The 18,052-nt window shown below is 62.2% G+C and carries 13 protein-coding genes, 1 tRNA gene and 1 riboswitch; of the genes, 8 read left to right on the top strand and 6 right to left on the bottom strand.

What is annotated here, in order from left to right:
* Positions 1 to 21: 21 nt before the first annotated feature.
* Positions 22 to 732 (bottom strand): hypothetical protein, encoded by a 711-nt coding sequence (locus tag GVK95_RS03720; protein ID WP_159946656.1) that lies wholly within the window; start codon positions 730 to 732, stop codon positions 22 to 24.
* Positions 733 to 779: 47 nt separating this feature from the next.
* A complete protein-coding gene (locus tag GVK95_RS03715) occupies positions 780 to 1,379 on the bottom strand; it encodes a HupE/UreJ family protein (protein ID WP_159946654.1) in 600 nt (199 codons plus the stop codon).
* 307 nt (positions 1,380 to 1,686) lie between these two features.
* On the opposite strand from GVK95_RS03715, the gene GVK95_RS03710 reads away from it, so the two are divergent.
* From GVK95_RS03710 to GVK95_RS03700, 3 genes are all read left to right on the top strand, one after another.
* Entirely contained in the window at positions 1,687 to 2,313 is a 627-nt protein-coding gene (locus GVK95_RS03710; protein WP_159946652.1) for a HupE/UreJ family protein, read from the top strand.
* Between the two features lie 155 nt (positions 2,314 to 2,468).
* Positions 2,469 to 3,572 carry a branched-chain amino acid aminotransferase gene (locus GVK95_RS03705; protein ID WP_159946650.1) on the top strand — a complete coding sequence of 368 codons (1,104 nt, stop codon included), beginning with the start codon at positions 2,469 to 2,471 and terminating at the stop codon, positions 3,570 to 3,572.
* Positions 3,573 to 3,821: 249 nt separating this feature from the next.
* Positions 3,822 to 4,538, top strand: a complete 717-nt coding sequence (locus GVK95_RS03700; protein ID WP_159946648.1) for a hypothetical protein — start codon at positions 3,822 to 3,824, stop codon at positions 4,536 to 4,538.
* A gap of 126 nt (positions 4,539 to 4,664) precedes the next feature.
* On the opposite strand, the gene GVK95_RS03695 is transcribed toward GVK95_RS03700, so the two are convergent.
* A tRNA-His gene (locus GVK95_RS03695) sits at positions 4,665 to 4,741 on the bottom strand.
* Positions 4,742 to 4,927: 186 nt separating this feature from the next.
* Positions 4,928 to 5,365, bottom strand: a complete 438-nt coding sequence (locus GVK95_RS03690) for a phasin (protein WP_159946646.1) — start codon at positions 5,363 to 5,365, stop codon at positions 4,928 to 4,930.
* 248 nt (positions 5,366 to 5,613) lie between these two features.
* On the opposite strand from GVK95_RS03690, the gene GVK95_RS03680 reads away from it, so the two are divergent.
* The 3 genes from GVK95_RS03680 to GVK95_RS03670 all read left to right on the top strand — a co-directional run bounded on the left by GVK95_RS03680 (position 5,614) and on the right by GVK95_RS03670 (position 12,586).
* The gene (locus GVK95_RS03680) at positions 5,614 to 10,014 is read left to right on the top strand and encodes an ATP-binding protein (RefSeq protein WP_244618631.1); all 4,401 of its coding nucleotides are present in this window, start codon (positions 5,614 to 5,616) and stop codon (positions 10,012 to 10,014) included.
* A gap of 42 nt (positions 10,015 to 10,056) precedes the next feature.
* Positions 10,057 to 10,140, top strand: a riboswitch (ZMP/ZTP riboswitch).
* A 20-nt stretch (positions 10,141 to 10,160) separates the two neighbouring features.
* Positions 10,161 to 10,808 carry a LysE family translocator gene (locus GVK95_RS03675; RefSeq protein ID WP_159946644.1) on the top strand — a complete coding sequence of 216 codons (648 nt, stop codon included), beginning with the start codon at positions 10,161 to 10,163 and terminating at the stop codon, positions 10,806 to 10,808.
* 134 nt (positions 10,809 to 10,942) lie between these two features.
* The gene (locus tag GVK95_RS03670; RefSeq protein WP_244618660.1) at positions 10,943 to 12,586 is read left to right on the top strand and encodes an iron ABC transporter permease; all 1,644 of its coding nucleotides are present in this window, start codon (positions 10,943 to 10,945) and stop codon (positions 12,584 to 12,586) included.
* 265 nt (positions 12,587 to 12,851) lie between these two features.
* On the opposite strand, the gene GVK95_RS03665 is transcribed toward GVK95_RS03670, so the two are convergent.
* Positions 12,852 to 14,804 (bottom strand): acetoacetate--CoA ligase, encoded by a 1,953-nt coding sequence (locus tag GVK95_RS03665; RefSeq protein ID WP_159946640.1) that lies wholly within the window; start codon positions 14,802 to 14,804, stop codon positions 12,852 to 12,854.
* A gap of 165 nt (positions 14,805 to 14,969) precedes the next feature.
* Here GVK95_RS03665 and GVK95_RS03660 point away from each other — a divergent pair, with 165 nt between their 5' ends.
* Together GVK95_RS03660 and GVK95_RS03655 are read left to right on the top strand one after the other, a co-directional pair.
* Complete coding sequence (locus GVK95_RS03660) at positions 14,970 to 16,874, top strand: AsmA family protein (RefSeq protein WP_159946638.1); 1,905 nt, start codon at positions 14,970 to 14,972, stop codon at positions 16,872 to 16,874.
* Between the two features lie 78 nt (positions 16,875 to 16,952).
* Positions 16,953 to 17,195: a DUF6460 domain-containing protein gene (locus GVK95_RS03655; RefSeq protein ID WP_159946636.1), complete on the top strand. Its 243-nt coding sequence runs from the start codon at positions 16,953 to 16,955 to the stop codon at positions 17,193 to 17,195.
* A 27-nt stretch (positions 17,196 to 17,222) separates the two neighbouring features.
* On the opposite strand, the gene GVK95_RS03650 is transcribed toward GVK95_RS03655, so the two are convergent.
* Positions 17,223 to 18,038, bottom strand: a complete 816-nt coding sequence (locus GVK95_RS03650) for an ABC transporter permease (protein ID WP_159946634.1) — start codon at positions 18,036 to 18,038, stop codon at positions 17,223 to 17,225.
* Between the last annotated feature and the right edge of the window lie 14 nt (positions 18,039 to 18,052).

The following is an 18,052-nucleotide window of genomic DNA, read 5'->3' as shown; positions in this document are numbered from 1 at the left end:
CGTTACCTTTGATGTTGCGTATCACGGGGTGCCTCCCGCCTTGTCGAGCGCCGGCAGAACCGGCTCAAATCCGGCAAGAGCACCCTCGCCTTGCAGCACGGCAAAGGGTGGCGGCGTCAGGCTCTTGTCCTTGGCAGCCAGATAGGCGCCGCCATAGAGCAGGCCGATGGCGATCATCCAGCTGGCGACGATGCGACTGCCGATTGTCAGCCATGGCGGGTCGAACCGCGCAACAGGAAACGCGATGGCGGCGATGAACCAGAGCTGCGCCAGGAGCGCTGCCGGCAGATAATGCGGCGCGGAGAGAACCGGGTCGCCAAGTCGCGTCGCGATCGCGATGGCGGCGGCCACAACAGGGATCAGCGGCAAAGCCAGATGCGGCCGTGCCGGGCGTGGCAGAACCAATGCCAATCCGGTCAGCACGCAGGCCAGCGGTCCGGTCAGGAACAGATTGGCTGCAGCCCCGGGGATCGGCGCAATCAACAGATAGACGTGTTCGCGAAAGACCAGCCCGAACAAGGCACCGGCGACCAGCAGCAGGACAGCCGCCGATCTGGTCCGGCGAGGCAGCTGGCCGATCAGCAGGCCGAGCCCGAGCAGCGGCAGCAGATGTTCAGCCGTGCACAGTCCGGCCAGAAGCCAGCTGCGGCCGGCGGCAAGATCGAGCGCCAGCGACACCAGCAGGCAGGCACCGCCGACAGCCAGCAGCACCCAGCCCGATTTTTGCGCCATCTGTAAAATCTGCCCCATTTGCGCCATTCACATCCGGGCGAACCGCATCAGGCGACGAGGAAATACAGGCCGCCAATGCCGATCAGCCCGCCGAGCGCGCGCGACAGATTGCCTTCGCGCAGGCGCTGGAAACCGAGACCGACGGCGATGCCGGCCAGATGGATCAGGCCGGTGGCGACGACGAAGCCGATGGCATAATCGGCCGGATCGGTAGCGTTGGGCAATTCCGCACCATGGGCATAACCATGGAAGACCGCAAAGACACCGATGACCAGCAGGGCGAGAATTTCCGGCGGGCGCCAGACCAGAGCGATGGCTGCGCCCAGAACGACGATCGACAGCGCGATGCCGCTTTCGACGCCCGGCAGTGGCAGACCAGCGATGCCCATGATGCCGCCAACGACCATGATCAGCGGAAAGGCGATCGGCAGCGACCATACCGAGCGGCCACCCATCTGCGCGCCCCAGAGACCGACGCAGAACATGGCGAGCAGATGATCGAGACCCGACAGCGGATGTTCGAAACCATGCAGGAAGCCGCCCGCCTCACCGGTCAGGATATGTGCCTCTGCCAGACCCGGCATGGCAACAAGGACGGCGGCTGTGGCCAGGATGGACAGGCGGGAGCGAGAAACTTGGCTCGACATCAATTCGGTCTCCAAACGGTGGAAAGACGGTGGATTAAAGCGCTTCGGTTGAAACCAGAATTACCTGCAGTGATCTATCTTCTTGTTTTTACGCAATTCGGGACACAAAACCGCGCCGCGATTTGCAGGCCTTGCTTCGGATCGCTTGGTGCCATCACAGCACAAATGCAGCTTTGAGGCAAAATCGGGACGGCGGCGGCAGCGCATCGTGGCTTCGTCACCACTATAACCGAATCGCCGATGACGGTAGAGCAAGGGGCGGATAAAAACCGTAAAGGCGCCCACCCGCCTTCGACCGGAGACAATCATGAACCGCCCGCATCGACACACGACATGCCCCTCCGTCCTGACCGGCCTGCTGCCGGCAATTCTGCTTTTTGCCCTGCCCTCTGTGGCCGAAGCGCATGTGATGGACGGGCCGCTCGGTGGCTTCGGCAGCGGCTTCGGCCATCCGCTGGCCGGTCCCGATCATTTCCTCGCCATGCTCGCCGTCGGGCTCTGGGGCGCGCAGATGGGCGGCCGTTCGGTGTGGTCGCTACCGGCGACCTTTCCGCTGATCATGTGCATCGGCGGCGTGCTCGGCATGCTCGGCCTCTTGCCGACCGAGATCGTGCAGATCGGGATCGCGGTCTCGGTGCTGGTGCTGGGCGGGGTGATCGCCGTCGAATGGAAGGCGCCGGAATGGGCAGCGCTTGTGCTCGTCTCGGTCTTCGCCGTCCTGCACGGCATTCCGCATGGCGTGCTGGTGCCGCGCGCCACCGATCCCGCGGCATTTACCGTCGGCTTCGTCGTCTCGACCGGTGTCATCCATGTGCTGGGCATCGGCATCGGCTACGGCCTGAAGCCGCTGCTTGCCGGCCGGCTGGTGCGCGGGCTTGGCGGGGTGATTGCGGCCTGCGGGCTTTGGTTTCTGCTAACCGCCTTTGTCGCATGATCCGCACGCTGGCATCGGCGCGCAATTGCTGCGCTGCACCTGCGGGTTTCAGTTGACAAAACCGCCCGGAACCGCACAAACCACGGCTTCCGGATCATGTCGCAGCATGCGGGCATGGCCAAAGGCATTGTCGAATTATCCAGCACAGGCTCCCCATGACCACAGATACCGCATTGCTCGACTTCACGATCACGCCGAATGCCCATCCGATGGCGGAAGCCGAGCGGCTGAAGGCGTTTGAAAATCTCGGCTTCGGCACGCTGTTTACCGACCATATGACCGTGATCCAGTGGGACATCGACAAGGGCTGGCATTCGGCCGAGGTCAAGGCGCGCGCGCCCTTCCAGATCGACCCGGCGGCCAGCGTTCTGCACTATGCCCAGGAAATCTTCGAGGGCATGAAGGCCTATCGCACGCCCGACGGCCGCATCACCCTGTTTCGCCCGGAAGAAAACGCCCGCCGCTTCAACAAGTCGGCCGCGCGCATGGCGATGCCTGATGTACCGGAGGAACTGTTCCTCAAGGCCGTCGAAGAGCTGGTGAAGATCGACGCCAAATGGGTGCCGGAGGGCGAAGGCAGCCTTTATCTGCGCCCGTTCATGTTTGCCAGCGAGACCTTCCTCGGCGTGCGCCCGTCGCGCCAGTATATCTTCTGCGTCATCGCCTCGCCGGTCGGCCCCTATTTCAAGGGCGGCGGCAAGCCGGTGACGCTGTGGGTCTCGGAAGACTTTACCCGCGCAGGTCCCGGCGGCACCGGGGCTGCCAAATGCGGCGGCAACTATGCCGGCAGCCTGCTGGCCCAGGCCGAAGCCACCAAGCGCGGCTGCGACCAGGTGGTCTTCCTCGATGCCGCCGAGCATCGCTGGGTGGAAGAACTGGGCGGCATGAACGTGTTCTTCGTGATGAATGACGGCAGCGTGGTCACCCCGCCGCTCGCAGGCACGATCCTGCCCGGCATCACCCGCGCCTCGATCATCAAGCTGGCGACCGAAAACGGCCTCAATGTCGTCGAGCGCCCCTATTCGTTCGAGGAATGGCAGAATGACGCGACCAGCGGCAAGCTGCGCGAAGCATTCGCCTGCGGCACGGCCGCCGTGGTCGCCGCCATCGGCACGGTCCGCCATGCCGGCGGCGAATTTGTCATCGGCAATGCCGGCACCGGCATGGAAACCGAAAAGCTGCGCAACCAGCTGACCGGCATCCAGCGCGGCACGGTCGCCGACAGCCATGGCTGGGTGAAGGACGTCACACTTGCGTAAGCGGCTGGCGGATGTGTGAGGTTTTGGGACCCCGTCATGGAAACATGGCGGGGTTTTTCGTTGGTGGTGGTATTAGGAAATATGGACTCCGGCAAACTCGATGCGGTTCAGCTTGCTGACGTAGACAACCCCTGAGAGATCGTCATGATGCGGCTAATGCTCCGTAGATTGTAGGATGCGATTTTCAGATACTGGGGTGGTTGGCTGGCTGATAGCGGGGATGGGGTTGGCGTTGAAAGGACGGTTAACTTGGTAGCGCTGCGAGATCCTGTGAGCCTCGTATGGGATCGCCGTCTTGAGGCGGACGACAAAGAACAGGTCGCGACCACCAATTCAGCTTTACAGAGACTAGCAGATGAACGGGCAATCGAAATTAATGTCTCGGGAATTTTCGCCCAGTCGAAGCTCGCCTGGAAGCTATTTCGACTTTCTCAGTCACTACAGCACCGGGTGGTTCAGTTAGCCGATGCGCTGTGTATTTGCTGGAATGGAAGCAACGACCTGGGGGCGATCCTAAGCGGACGCGCGCTAATTGAAACAGAAGCCGTCATTTCGACACTGCGACACCAAACAGAAAAAATGGTAGCGAATAAGGACGTGTCATCTCTAAATGCGACCTGCGACAAGATGACATTTTCGACACGAGATAAGGATATTTTGGCTGACAGCCCCGAACTTCAAAGCACCAATATTCTAACAGAGATCACAAGACTGGATCACAGATTGAAAGGTGTTGCAGATCACTACCACCGTCTCTCGGAACGCTGCCACCCGAATTATTTCGGCCACGTCGGGATGTTTTCCCAGCTAAACACCAAAACGCTCACTGTGAAGCTTCGCGACTCTCACCCCACTAGTGCGCGAAGTATCTTTTCCTCGTACCTCACAGTGGGCCTTTCTGAAGTCGATCTGAAAATTATCTACGAATTGGTGCCGCAGGTCGCACGGATTCAATCATCCGCCTAGGTTTACTATGGAGACCAACGCGAGACATCAGGGCTTTCAAAGGCAGTGAGCAATCCGTAAATTTCGATTTCGCGCCGCAAGCTTCAACGTCATAACCGCTGACACCATATGAATAACGGGGAAAAATGGTACGGTTGGGGGGAATTGAACCTCCGACCTCAGGTGCCACAAACCTGCGCTCTAACCAACTGAGCTACAACCGCACATGACCGCGTCGCTGACGCCGTCGAGGGGTCACATACGAGCAGACGGAATCTTTTTCAAGCCTTTTCTGCATTGTCTGTGAAAAGGACTGGGTATGCTAAAAAGGCTGGGGGATGTGAAAAGGGCCGGGCATAAGCCCGACCCTTCAGAATTATTTCAGGCGATTATCGCGCCTTATGCGTGGATCAGGCGACCTTGAAGGTCGACATGACCTTTTCAGCGGCTTCCTTGCCAGGCTTGGTCACGGTTTCGGCGACCTTCTTGGCAGTTTCCTGGATCGACTTGGCCTGTTCGACCGTCACTTCAGCCTGCTTGCGGATGAAGGAGGTCTGCAGTTCGACGAGTTCGGCAACCGACTTGACGCCGAGCAGCGCTTCCATGTGCGAGAGCGACATTTCGGCATTGGTGCGCAGCGCGTCGATGGCCTTGAGGCCGATTTCGACAGTGCCGGCCTGGGCGGTCTGCACGGTGGCTTCAACCGTCTTGGTGGCTTCTTCGGTCGCGGTCTTCAGCTTGGCGTAGGCGTCCTTCGACTGGGCTGCGCCCTTTTCGGCGAAGTCGCGGAGGCTTTCCTGCATCTTGGACGGATCGAAGGCGGTGAAAGAGAATACATCCTTGGTCATAATCGCATTTCCTCATCTGGTGGGGTTTTTGCGGACCCCTCTTTTGCACTGATATTGCTGATATAGCATCGACGATGGTGCATTGCAATATTTTTGTGCAGTGCAATATGAAATTTTCGGCTCGAACATGCTTGCGGATTAACCTTACCTTCCGAAACAAAACCGCATTGCTGGACCCCGGGGGCCTCGCTAGCTATTAAAAATCTGTTAATTTGTGCCTGAAGGCAATGGAAACGACAGGTCCGCTGATGCCAGCCCAATACCCATTCATCGATGTCGCCGTAAACGACAAGATCCGCCCGCGGCTTTCGCGCGGCGAAGCGCTGATGGTGTTTTCGCCGAAGCTGGAGCGGGTATTGTGGACCAATGGCGCCGGCGCGCGCTTCTTCGGCAGCGCCTCGATCTATGATTTTCTCGAGGAAGGGCCGAACCGCAGCGACGTGACGTTTCGCCAGATCGAGGCGGCGGCGCGGCAACTGGTCAAGACCGGCGACAGCCGCAGCCTGATGCTGCGCATCACCTCCGGCTTCCAGAAAGTGCCGGTGACGGCCGTGGCCGAACTCGTCGAGATCCGGCGCGGCGAGCCAGTCGTGCTCGTGGCGATCCCGCCAATCGGCAAGCCGGCCAGCCTCGTGGATCTGGCGCAGGAGCTGATGGCCGGCTTCGACGATCCCGATACGCATATGGCGGTGTTTGACGGCGACGGCCAGGTGGTCGCCTCGTCCGGCCAGTTCGCCGCCCTCGGCATTACCCCGCATACCGCCCGGACTTTGGTCAAGCTGACATCGGGCGAAAGCGACCGGCTGGTCAAGCGGCCGATCCCGACCGGGCGTGGCTATCTGCCGGCGGCGATCGGCAAGATCTCGGACGAGCCGGCGCTGCATCTGCTGTTTGCCGTCGAGACCATTCTCGGCCAGATGGATCCGAGCGCCGACTTTGCCGAACCTGCTGCGCCGGCAGAGGTGGTGCAGGCAGAGGTGGTGCAGGCTGCAGTGACGCAGGCTGCCGTCGTCGAAGAGACGGTGGTGGAGCATCTTACCGCTTCCGAGCCCGCCCCGGCGCAGCCGGTTGTCGCGGTCGCTCCTGTGGAAGAGCCAGCCATCGACGAACCCGTCGCGCCAGCGACTGTGGCGATTGTCGAAGACATGGCCAGCGAGGACATGGCCAGCGACGACGTGGCCAGCGACAACGTGGCCGAAGACGAGATGGCCGGCACAGAGGTATTCGAACCGGTTGAGGCGACCCCGTTGGTGGATGCAGAAATGCCAGCGGAAGACCTTGCCACGGACAAGGGCGAAGAGACCGCCCGCGCCGAGGCCATCGAGGCGCTGCCTGCGGCCACCGACACCGGCGGCTTTGCCTCGGCACCCTTCGACAGTGTGATTGCCGCGATCGGCACGATCGAGGAAATCGAGGTCTCGGCCGAGGATATTGCAGCCGACGCGCTCGGCTCGGTCGAGAGCTATGGCGATGAACTGTCGGGCGACGATGCGGCGCCGGCGGAAGCGACGACCGCTGATGATGGTGTTGGCGAAGTTATTGGCGATGCGGCATCCGACATGCCTGCCGAGGAGATCGAGGCAGAAGGTTATGCGCAGGCCGAGGCCGTCGTGGACGATCTTGGCGAGGGTGTTGCTGAGGATCAGGCAGAGCCGCTGACCGGCGACGAGGCTGCCGACATGGCAAGCGAGACGGCAAGCGACGGGGGAAGCGACACCGAAGTGCGCACCGAAGTCGACCCGGCAGACGCGCCGCCGGTCGACCTGGCGACGGAGATCGCGGCGGACGACGCGTCGCGCGAGGAGGCCGCCTTTGCGGAAGCCGTGGAAACGGCCGAGCATTCCGGGGCACTTGCGTCGAATGATAAAGTCTTCGTGCCGTCACCGGCGGATCTGCCGGGCGAGCCGATTGCGGCCGAACCGCCGCTTGTCGACAAGACCGAGCCTCAAGCCGGCGTCGCGACCGAAGACACGCTTGCGTCGCAGGACGATCCCTTCGTTTTCTCGCGAGAGCGCCGCGCCGCGCGCTTTGTCTGGAAGATCGATGCGGAGGGCCGTTTCAGCGAGGTCTCCGGCGAATTTGCCGAGGCCGTCGGTCCACATGCGGCCGATATCAACGGCGTTGCCTTTTCCGATCTCGCCGCCCTGTTCAATCTCGATCCCGACGGCAAGATCGGCGAACTGCTGAAGAAACGCGACACCTGGTCCGGCAAGACGATCTACTGGCCAGCCGAAGGTACCAGCCTGATGGTACCCGTCGATCTGGCCGCCCTGCCGACCTATACGCGCAACCGCGATTTCGACGGCTTCCGCGGCTTTGGCATCGTGCGGGTCGGCGATGCTGTCGAAGATCCGAATGCCACCGGCCTGACCTTCGTGCCGCAAGTACCCGAGGCCGCAGTCGTTGCGGATGCACCGGCGGTGTTTGCGAGCGCTGCCCCTGAAACGACCGTTGAGGAAGAGGAAGACGAGGACGAGTTCCGCGCCTACCGGTTCGCCGACGAAACGCCGGAATTTCTCGAAACGCAGGCCGAAGCGCTCGATGAGGCCCCAGCAGAATTCGTGGAAGCCGAGGCGGCGGACGACGCGGTCGAGGAACTGGCGAAAGCCGGTGAGATCGATGGCGACACGCCCGACGATCAGAATGCGGATGATCTTCCAGCGGGAGACACGGCACACGAGGCGATTGAGCCTGAGACCGATGTCGATGTCGAGGACCTGACAAAGCCGCTCAGCCTGATCCCGTCGGCTCCGTTCCGCTCCGTCGAGCCGCCGGTGCTGCGCATCATGGAGCCGGTTCGGCCCGTCGCCAGACCGGAGAAAATCGTTCAACTGGAAGAGCACCGCACGCGCAACCGTGACGGCCTTTCCCCCGGCGAGCAGGCCGCATTCCGCGAGATCGGCCGCAAGCTCGATCCGATGGGCCTGCGTGCCAAGGTCGAAGAATCGCTGAGTGAAAGCCTGCAGGCAAAGACGAGCGGCACCGCACCGGAGCCCGATGCTGCCGAAGTCCCGGCAGCGGCCACCGCAGAAATGCCGTCGAGAACAGTAACAACAACACCATCTTCGACACCGGCAGACCAATCCGATGCGCCGCGTGAAGAGCGCGCGCAGCCGGCAGCACCACTGCTTGAAGGCCTGCCGCTGAAACGTGAAAAAAGCCTGACGGCCGAGATCGTCGACCTGATGCCGGTGGCGCTGCTTGTGCATGTCGGCGACAGGCTGATCCATGCCAATCCGGAATTCTTCTCGCTGACCGGCTATGCCTCGCTGGACGAACTCGAACAATCCGGTGGCCTCGACGCGCTGATCCAGCGCCAGGATCTCGACGCCAGCGGTGACCAGGCTGGCCGGGTCGTGGCTGTGCGGGCCGACGACACGCTGGTGCCGGTCACCGCGCGGCTGCAGTCGGTACGGTTCGATGATGCAAGCGCCCTGATGCTGGCGCTGATCGTGCAGCCGGAAGCAGCCCGCCCGGCGCCTGCCCAGCCGGAAATGACGGCGGCCCAGGCCGGAGAGGCTGCTCGCCTCCGGGTCGAGGTCGAGGAAATGCGCTCGATCCTCGAGACCGCGACCGATGGCGTGGTGATCCTCGATGCCGATGGCGATATCCGCTCGATGAACCGGGCCGCCAGCGCCCTGTTCAATTTCGACGACCTGGAAACGCGCGGCAAACCGTTTGTCATGCTGTTTGCCCATGAAAGCCAGAAGTCGATCCTCGACTATCTGAGCGGCCTTGCCGGCCATGGCGTGGCGAGCGTGTTGAACGACGGTCGCGAAGTGATCGGCCGCGAGGCCTCCGGCGGCTTCCTGCCGCTGTTCATGACGATCGGCAAGCTGACCTCGTCGAACGGTTTCTGCGTGGTCATCCGCGACATCACCCAGTGGAAGCGCACGGAAGAAGAGCTGCGCAATGCCAAGCGTGCAGCCGAAACCGCCAATGCCCACAAGACCGACTTCCTCGCCCGGGTCAGCCACGAAATCCGCACACCGCTCAATGCGATCATCGGTTTTGCCGACATGATGGCCAATGAGCATTTCGGCCCGGTCGGCCATCCGCGTTACGGCGAATACGCCCATGACATCGTCCGGTCCGGCCGCCATGTGCTCGACATCGTCAACGACCTGCTCGACATTTCCAAGATCGAAGCCGGCGAAATGGATCTCGATTTCGCCGCCGTCGGCCTCAACGAGACCGTGCAGGCCGCCGTGTCGATCATCCAACCGCAGGCCAACAGCCAGCGGGTGATCATTCGCACTGCGCTTTCACAGGCCGTGCCGAGCGTCGTCGCCGACAGCCGGTCGATCAAGCAGATCGTGCTCAACATCCTCGCCAATGCCATCCGGTTTACCCCGTCCGGCGGCCAGATCATCGTCTCGACGGCATATGAAGCCAATGGCAGCGTGGCGCTGAGGATCCGCGACACGGGCATCGGCATGTCGCGGACCGAACTGGAACAGGCGATGAAGCCCTTCCGCCAGGTCTCGACAGGCAGCCCGCGCAACCGCGGCGACGGCACCGGCCTCGGCCTGCCGCTGACAAAGGCCATGGTCGACGCCAACCGCGCCAGCTTTGCCATCTCGTCTGCGCCGAACGAAGGCACGCTGGTCGAAGTGAGCTTCCCATCGCCACGGGTGCTGGCCGACTGAGACGGGCGCATCTTGCAATCGGGCGAGATCGGGGAAATACTTCGCAATCCGCGTGACTGGCGCAACAAGATGGAGCCCCATCGGGGAGCGCGGATCAACCGACCGCCGCGCGCCTGGGCAATTCCTCCGACAGAAGGACTGCGCCCATGACCCTCACCATGACCGCCACGCTGTTCAGCATTCTCGGTGCCATCGCGATCGGCGCGATGAGCCCCGGACCGAGTTTCATCCTCGTGTCACGCCTCTCCGTCGCGCGCTCTCGCCTGCACGGTCTGGCAGCCGCCATTGGCATGGGCCTGGGCGGTGCGCTTTTTGCAGCGCTTGCACTCGCGGGGCTGACCGCACTCCTGCAGCAGGTGGCCTGGCTCTATCTGACGCTCAAGGTTCTCGGTGGCGTCTATCTCGTCTATCTGGGGATCCGGATCTGGCAGGGTGCCAGCCAGCCGCTCGCCGATGTCGGAACCGGCGCCTATGACGGCCGCTCGGCCCGGCAATGCCTGGCAATCGCGTTCGCAACCCAGATCAGCAATCCGAAAACCGCCGTGGTCTATGCCAGCATTTTTGCCGCCCTGATGCCGGCGAACCCGCCTGCGGCCGTGCTGCTGATCCTGCCACCGTCGATCTTCCTCGTCGAAGCCGGCTGGTACGCTATCGTCGCGCTGGCATTTTCCGCCAAGCGCTCACAGGCCGTGTATCTGCGCTTCAAACGCTGGATCGACCGTGCAGCCGGCGCCGTCATGGGTGCGCTTGGTGTTCGGCTAATCAGCGAAAGCCTGGCCTCGGCCAAAAACTGAAGACCGGGCAAGAGGGCCGTGCCGCCGAGGTGCCCGTTTCCTTTGCGCGGCCTTTCGGCTAGAGAAAACCCAGTTTCGCTTTCGCAAGGACAGACAGATTGGCCTCTGACGCGCGCCCGGTCGCCACCCCTCGGATGAAACCCGCCCGCAGCAGGATCGGCGCCGCCACCAAGGCGGCCCTGGTCGTTGCCGCCGTCGTGTTCATGCCGATTGCCGCAATCTTCGTCATCGGCTTTTCCGGTGACGTCGAGAACTGGCAGCATATGCTGATGAACGTCGTGCCGCGCGCCGGTCTCCAGACCCTCTGGCTGCTGGTCCTGACCGGCGCAGTGACAGCACTTTTCGGCATCGGGACCGCCTGGCTGGTGGCGGCTTGCGACTTTCCTCTTCGCCGCTGGCTATCCCCGGCTCTGGTGCTGCCGCTCGCCATCCCGTCCTATCTGGCGGCCTATGCCTTCGGGGAATTCCTCGATTTTACCGGTCCGGTGCAGACGCTTTATCGCACGATCTTCGGCTTCAGGACCGCGCGGGACTACAGTTTCTTCGACGTGCGCTCGCTGGGCGGCGCGGTGCTCGTCATGTCGGCAGTCCTCTACCCGTACGTCTATCTCGCCTGCCGCTCGATGTTCCTGATGCAGGGGCGAGCCGCGGCCGACGTCGCCCGCACGCTGGGCGCCGGGCCATTGCGGGTGTTTGCCAAGGTCCAGATCCCGATGGCACGGCCGGCGATCATGATCGGCCTGACTTTGGTGATGATGGAAACGCTGAACGATATCGGGGCTGTGGAATATCTCGGCGTGCAGACGCTGACGTTTTCGATCTTCGATACCTGGCTCAACCGCGGCAGCCTGGCGGGTGCGGCGCAGATCGCCTGCGTCATGCTGATCTTCGTGGTGCTGCTGCTGCTGGTCGAGCGTCATGCGCGCAAACGCCAGCGTTTTGCCAGCCACAAGACCACGTCCGTCGTTGCCGATGCGGTGCGGCTGCGGCTTTTCGGCGCGCGAGGCTTTTTGGCCGCGCTGTTTTGCATCATCCCCATCCTGGTCGGTTTCGTCATCCCCGTTGTCGTCATGGGCGGCTTTGCGCTGCGCCGCCTCGACGGCTTCCTCGAGCCGCGGTTGATCAAGGCGCTGTGGAACTCCGCGCTGGTCTCCTCGTCTGCCGCCCTCCTAACGGTGATCCTGGCCTTCGTCTTGTCCTACGCGGCCCGCAGCGACCGCTCGCGGCTTGCGACCGGCGCCAGCCGGCTTGCCTCGCTCGGCTATGGCATCCCCGGCACCGTGCTCGGCATCGGGGTGCTGATCCCGCTTGCTGCGTTCGACAATGCGATCGACGGCTTCCTGCGCGCGCATCTTGGCATCTCGACCGGGCTCCTGTTGTCCGGCACCGGTTTTGCCATCGTCTATGCCTATACCGTGCGGTTCCTGACCATGGCGGAAGGCACCATAGACGCCGGTTTCCAGAAGCTCTCGCCGCATCTCGACATGGCGTCGCGCACGCTCGGCCGCTCCGGACTGCAAACCTTGCGCGAAGTGCTACTGCCCAACCTGAGGCCCGCGGTCCTTACCGCTGCGCTGCTGGTTTTCATCGAAACCCTGAAGGAATTGTCGGCGACGATCCTGCTCCGACCGTTCAACTTCAACACGCTGGCGACCCTCGTCTACGAGGATGCCTCGCGCGGCATGGCGCAGGACAGTTCCGTTGCCGCCCTGATCATCATCCTGGCAGGTCTGATCCCGGTGATCCTGGTCTCGCGCTCGCTCGACGCGCGCAACTGACGGTCAGGCTTCCCTCGTCCGGACATAAAAAAAGGGCGGCCAATGCCGCCCAAAAAATTGATGCTGTTGAACCGGAGATAGAAGGCTATCAACATCATGTTTTCAGACCCCGGTCAGGGTCACACCGCACAGTCATCGTGCGTCTCCAAGTTGCCCTCATCTATGCCGACTGCCTCTTAACAGATCCCTAACGGGCGGCACCCCGCCACTACCCCAGAAATAGGGGGTGCACCCCAGCCAGATGCTCCGATCCGGATCAGATGTGTCAGGTTTTCAGGTCCGGCAGGTTGGCAAAGAGATCCAGGGCCTCAGGGTTGGCCAGCGCCTCCTTGTTCTTCACCGGCCGGTTGTGCACAACTTCGCGCACGGCAAGTTCGACGATCTTGCCTGACTTGGTCCGCGGGATATCGGCCACCTGGATGATCTTTGCCGGGACATGGCGCGGTGATGCGCCGGTGCGGATCTTGGTCTTGATCTTCTTGTCCAGCGCTTCGTCAAGACGGAGCCCGGCCGCCAGCCGGACGAAGAGGATGACGCGCACGTCGTCGTCCCAGTCCTGACCGATGCAGATCGCCTCGGCGACTTCATCCAGCTGCTCGACCTGATTATAGATCTCAGCCGTACCAATGCGCACGCCGCCCGGATTGAGCGTCGCATCGGAGCGACCGTGAATGACCAGCCCGCCATGCTCGGTCCATTCGGCGAAGTCGCCATGGCACCAGATATTGTCGAAGCGGTCGAAATAGGCCGCATGATACTTGGCGCCGTCCGGATCGTTCCAGAACATCACCGGCATCGAGGGAAAGGCCTTTGTGCAGACCAGTTCGCCCTTTTCGCCGCGCACGGGTTTGCCCTCGTCATCCCAGACGTCAACGGCGAGGCCGAGGCCGGGTCCCTGGATTTCGCCACGCCAGACCGCTTTCAGCGGATTGCCGAGCACGAAGCAGGAAACGATATCGGTGCCGCCGGAGATCGAGGCAAGCTGCACATCGTCGCGAATGCCCTCGTAGACGAAGGAAAAACCCTCCGGCGACAGCGGCGAGCCGGTCGATGTCATCAGGCGCAGGCTGGACAGATCGTGGGTCGTCTTCGGGGTGAAACCGCCCTTGCGAACAGCGTCGATATATTTCGCCGACGTGCCGAAGATGGCGAACTTCTCCTCGGCGGCATAGTCGAACAGGACATTGCCGTCCGGATGGAAGGGCGAACCGTCGTAGAGGCAGAGCGTTGCGCCGCAGGCCAGGCCCGAAACCAGCCAGTTCCACATCATCCAGCCGCAGGTGGTGAAATAAAACAGCCTGTCGCCTGCAGAAAGTCCGCAATGGAAGCGCTGCTCCTTCAGGTGCTGCAGCAGCGTGCCGCCGGCGGAATGCACGATGCATTTGGGCACGCCCGTGGTTCCCGAGGAAAACAGGATGTAGAGCGGATGCGCAAACGGCAGACGAACATAGTCGATGTCCTTCACCGCATAGGGCGCGATGAACTGATCGAATGTGCGACCGTCGGCAAGGGATGCGGCCAGCGCCGGTGCATCACCGGCATAAGGCACAATCAGGACCGGCACGGCCAGCTTTTCCGACACGGCCTTAACCTTGTCGGCCACGTCCTGGCGCTTGCCATTGTACCAGTAGCCGTCACAGGCGAGGAACAGCTTCGGCTCGATCTGGCCGAAACGGTCGAGCACGCCCAGTTCGCCGAAATCCGGCGAGCAGGACGACCAGATCGCCCCGATCGAGGCCGCGGCCAGCATCAGCGCAATCGTCTCCGGCATGTTCGGCATCATGGCCGCCACGCGGTCACCTTCGGAAATGCCGAGGTCGCGCAAGGCCTGCTGCAGGCGTGACACCGTCGCGGTCAGTCGCTGCCAGCTCCAGCGCTGTGAAACCTTGTCTTCCCCCCGGAAGATCAGGGCATCGCCATCGCCGGCCCTTGCCAGCAGGTTTTCGGCAAAGTTCAGACGGGCTTCGGGAAAGAACCGTGCCTTGAGCATGACATCGCCATCGACCAGATCGATGCTGCCCTTGTCGCCCTTGACGTCGCAATAGTCCCAGAGTGCCGACCAGAACGGACCACGCTCGCTGATCGACCAGTTGTAGAATGCATCATAGTCATCAAACGGCTTGTCGCGGCGCGTGCCGCACCAGGTGATGAAATCCGTCATGGGAGCCGATGCCTTGAAGGCTTCCGACGGCGTCCAAAGGGGCATAGTATCTGTCATGCAATCCTCCTCACATGGTCGATGTGTATATCATACCGCATCGCAATATAAAGGATGGCCAGCCCTGCTGTTTGCACGGCTCCGCCAATTCCTGTATCGGGCGAGACTAGGCAATCACGGCTGGACGCGCCACCGCCTCAAGGATCTTGAATGTCCGAAATCCGGATGAGCAAAAAACTGCACAGCAGGAAAGAGCCCGGTCGGCGCCGGCGCCGGTTGCTGCGGCTCGTCATTGTGGTTTCCGCCAGCGTGATCCTGGCTTCCGTGCTGCTTCGGATCGCGGCGCCCCACCTGATCTCCAGTAGCCTGGTGCGCTCGGCGATCGGATCGGCAGTCAGCGAATGGACAGGGCATGATGTGACGATCAACGGGCCGCCCGTGATCAGCTTCTGGCCGGAACCTCGGGTGACGCTGACCGAAGTCAGCGTACACAAGCGCGAAGGCGGCAGCGACCAGTTGCTGGCAGAAATCGATGCACTGTCGGCCTCGTTCGGCTTCTACAGCGCCATTCGTGGACAACCACAATTTTCAGAATTTCGATTTGTCCATCCAAGGATCAGGATCGAGCGCGACAAGGACGGCAAGCTCGACTGGAGCAACGAAGGCAGGCTGACGGCGGCCGTACGCGACGCGCACCGCAACGATGCCGGACAGCAGGCAATCGATCCCAGCCTAGATGCCGCGGTCGACAGCGTGCAGGTGGTCGATGGCGAGGTCACGCTGGTCGACGAGGCATCAGGGCGGGAATTCGTCGTCCAGGGCCTCCAGGCGGATATCGACTGGCCAAGATTGTCCAGTGCTTTCGATGCCAAGGCATCGTTGAGCTTCGAGGGCCGTCCAGTCACCTTGCAGATCCAGACAGATTCGCCCCTGATGCTGATCGGCGGCGATGTGGCGGATGTGGTTCTCGGGGTTGATGTCAAAGGTCTCAGCGGCCGCTTCCAGGGCAAGGCGAACCTGATGAAGGCTCGGCTCGGCGACGGCAGTCTCGAGTTCAATGCGGCGGATTTCCCGGCATTTGCCGCTTTCAGCGGCCTTCGTCTTGCCGGCAGCGAGGAATGGCAAACCGCCTCACTGAAGACAAATCTCGTGACGGCCGACAATGAACTGCGATTTGAAGACCTGTCCTTCCAGATCAACGGCAATAGCGGTGACGGTTTCCTCGCGCTGACGCAGCCAGACCAGGCGCGTCCAACTGTCAACGGCACGCTTGCGCTTGACCGGCTCGACCTTGCCGGATTGCTGCGCGGTCTCGAAATCGAAGTAGACGACAAGGCGGAAGCCCGGTTGCCAGGTTTTGTCGACTGGATCGATTTCGATGTGACTGTATCGGCACGCACCGCGACACTGGCACCGTTCGAACTCACCGGTCTTGGCGCCAGCCTGATCGGCAAGGGTGACAGCCTGAAGCTGGTGATCGGCGATGCGGCATTTCTCGGAGGTTCGCTGAGCGCCCGGTTTTCCCGCCCGGACTCCGCAGCTGGCCAGGAAGCGGACCTCAGCCTGTCTCTCGAGAATATCGACGTCGAACGCCTGATGGAGGGACTGGCACTGGACGGCACCGTGCCGGCGGGTCAGGCCTCGGTCGATCTGGTGGCACGCCTGCCGAACGGCGAACCGGATGGCGGGCTCAGGCAAAGTGTTGAGACCATGTCGGGTACGCTGCGGTTTCGCGCCGATGACGGCGTGTTGCGCAATTTTGATGCTGACGGTCTTCGGGCCATGGCAAAGGGGCACGCCTATTTTCAGCTCAGCGCTGCGGGCGATGAGGATTTCGCCTTCAAGCAGTTCGACCTCACAGCGCGCTTCGATCATGGGTCGGCCGAAATCGAAAAGGCCCAGATTTCCGGCAGCAGCGATACGTTGACACTGAGCGGGATTGCGCCCTTCACCCGCCAGGCACTGGCGCTAAGGGGTGAGCTGACCCCGAATGATGAAAGTGGTGCAAATGCGGACGGCCCTCTGTCGTTCTTCATCGGCGGTGTCTGGTCAGATCCGGTGATCTCTCCGGTGCCGAATGCCCCGTCTCCATCCGTCGCGCCACGTCTGCCCGCCAATCCCGCGCCGTAAGCGAACAGGCCCACCGCTTCCTATTGTTTCGGCAGTCGCTAAGATAGACCGAATCAAGCGTGTCTGGGGGAACGGACGTTGCGGGGATTGTTATCGGGACTGATCAAGATCGCGCTGGCGTCGCTGATTGCCGGCTCGTTCCTATCGTTTTTCGGGCTCTCGCCCAGAGCCGTTCTCGACTATTTCGGCGTCACGCCCGACGAGATCTACGCGGCGATGATCGCCGGGTTCAGCTGGGCCGCCCCGCGCATGTTGCTTGGCGCAATGATCGTGCTGCCGCTCTGGCTGATCACCTACATTCTCTTGCCGCCACGCGATTAGGCATGGCGGCATTATTCGCAGCGGCTATCAGGTTGCCCGTGCCGCGACATGCTCGTCGCGCTGGCGCTGCAGTTCGCGCTGCTTGGTGGTCAGCGACGCGATGATGACGCCAATGGTGACGATGCCGATCAGAATGGTGCAGACGGCATTGATTTCCGGCGTGACGCCGAGGCGCACCTGCGAATAGATTTTGATCGGCAGCGTCGTTGCACCCGGCCCGGTGGTGAAGCTCGCGATCACCAGATCATCCAGCGACAGGGTGAAGGCCAGCATCCAGCCGGACACCACCGCCGGCAGGATCAGCGGAAGGGTGATCTTGAAGAAGGTCTTGACCGGCGGGCAGCCGAGATCCTGGGCTGCCTCCTCCAGGCTGGTGTCGAAGGTCAAAAGACGCGACTGCACGACGATCGCCACGTAGCACATGGTGAATGTCGTATGGGCGATGATCACCGTCACCAGGCCGCGATCGACGCCGACGGCGACGAACAGCAGTAGCAGCGACAAGCCGGTGATGACTTCCGGCATGACCAGCGGCGCATAGACCATGCCGGAAAACAGCAGGCGGCCGGGGAAGCGGCCATAGCGCACAAGCGCCAGTGCCGTCAGCGTTCCGAGCACCGTGCCGAGCGAGGCACTGAGCAGACCGACCCGAAGCGTCACCCAGGCCGCATCCATCAGACCCGCGTTCGACCACATCTCGCGATACCATTTCAGCGAGAAACCGCCCCAGACGGTGACGAGCTTGGAATCGTTGAACGAGTAGATGACCAGAATCAGGATCGGAATGTAGAGAAAGGCAAAACCGATGGAGAGGATGGTTGCGTCGAACTTACCGGATTTCATCGTGGCACCCTCCC

Origin of the sequence: Rhizobium sp. 18065, assembly GCF_902706095.1 — a bacterium.
Taxonomy (GTDB): domain Bacteria; phylum Pseudomonadota; class Alphaproteobacteria; order Rhizobiales; family Rhizobiaceae; genus Allorhizobium.
The sequence above is the reverse complement of the archived record's forward strand: the minus strand, read 5'-3'. Positions and strand labels throughout refer to the sequence as shown.

What these genes read in the sequence shown, in the direction of transcription:
- GVK95_RS03670 (WP_244618660.1), top strand. Translation starts at nt 10,943, where the DNA reads ATGAAACCCGCCCGCAGCAGGATCGGCGCCGCCACCAAGGCGGCCCTG.
- GVK95_RS03650 (WP_159946634.1), bottom strand. Translation starts at nt 18,038, where the DNA reads ATGAAATCCGGTAAGTTCGACGCAACCATCCTCTCCATCGGTTTTGCC.
- GVK95_RS03720 (WP_159946656.1), bottom strand. Translation starts at nt 732, where the DNA reads ATGGCGCAAAAATCGGGCTGGGTGCTGCTGGCTGTCGGCGGTGCCTGC.
- GVK95_RS03675 (WP_159946644.1), top strand. Translation starts at nt 10,161, where the DNA reads ATGACCCTCACCATGACCGCCACGCTGTTCAGCATTCTCGGTGCCATC.
- GVK95_RS03690 (WP_159946646.1), bottom strand. Translation starts at nt 5,365, where the DNA reads ATGACCAAGGATGTATTCTCTTTCACCGCCTTCGATCCGTCCAAGATG.
- GVK95_RS03715 (WP_159946654.1), bottom strand. Translation starts at nt 1,379, where the DNA reads ATGTCGAGCCAAGTTTCTCGCTCCCGCCTGTCCATCCTGGCCACAGCC.
- GVK95_RS03660 (WP_159946638.1), top strand. Translation starts at nt 14,970, where the DNA reads ATGAGCAAAAAACTGCACAGCAGGAAAGAGCCCGGTCGGCGCCGGCGC.
- GVK95_RS03710 (WP_159946652.1), top strand. Translation starts at nt 1,687, where the DNA reads ATGAACCGCCCGCATCGACACACGACATGCCCCTCCGTCCTGACCGGC.
- GVK95_RS03680 (WP_244618631.1), top strand. Translation starts at nt 5,614, where the DNA reads ATGCCAGCCCAATACCCATTCATCGATGTCGCCGTAAACGACAAGATC.
- GVK95_RS03665 (WP_159946640.1), bottom strand. Translation starts at nt 14,804, where the DNA reads ATGACAGATACTATGCCCCTTTGGACGCCGTCGGAAGCCTTCAAGGCA.
- GVK95_RS03705 (WP_159946650.1), top strand. Translation starts at nt 2,469, where the DNA reads ATGACCACAGATACCGCATTGCTCGACTTCACGATCACGCCGAATGCC.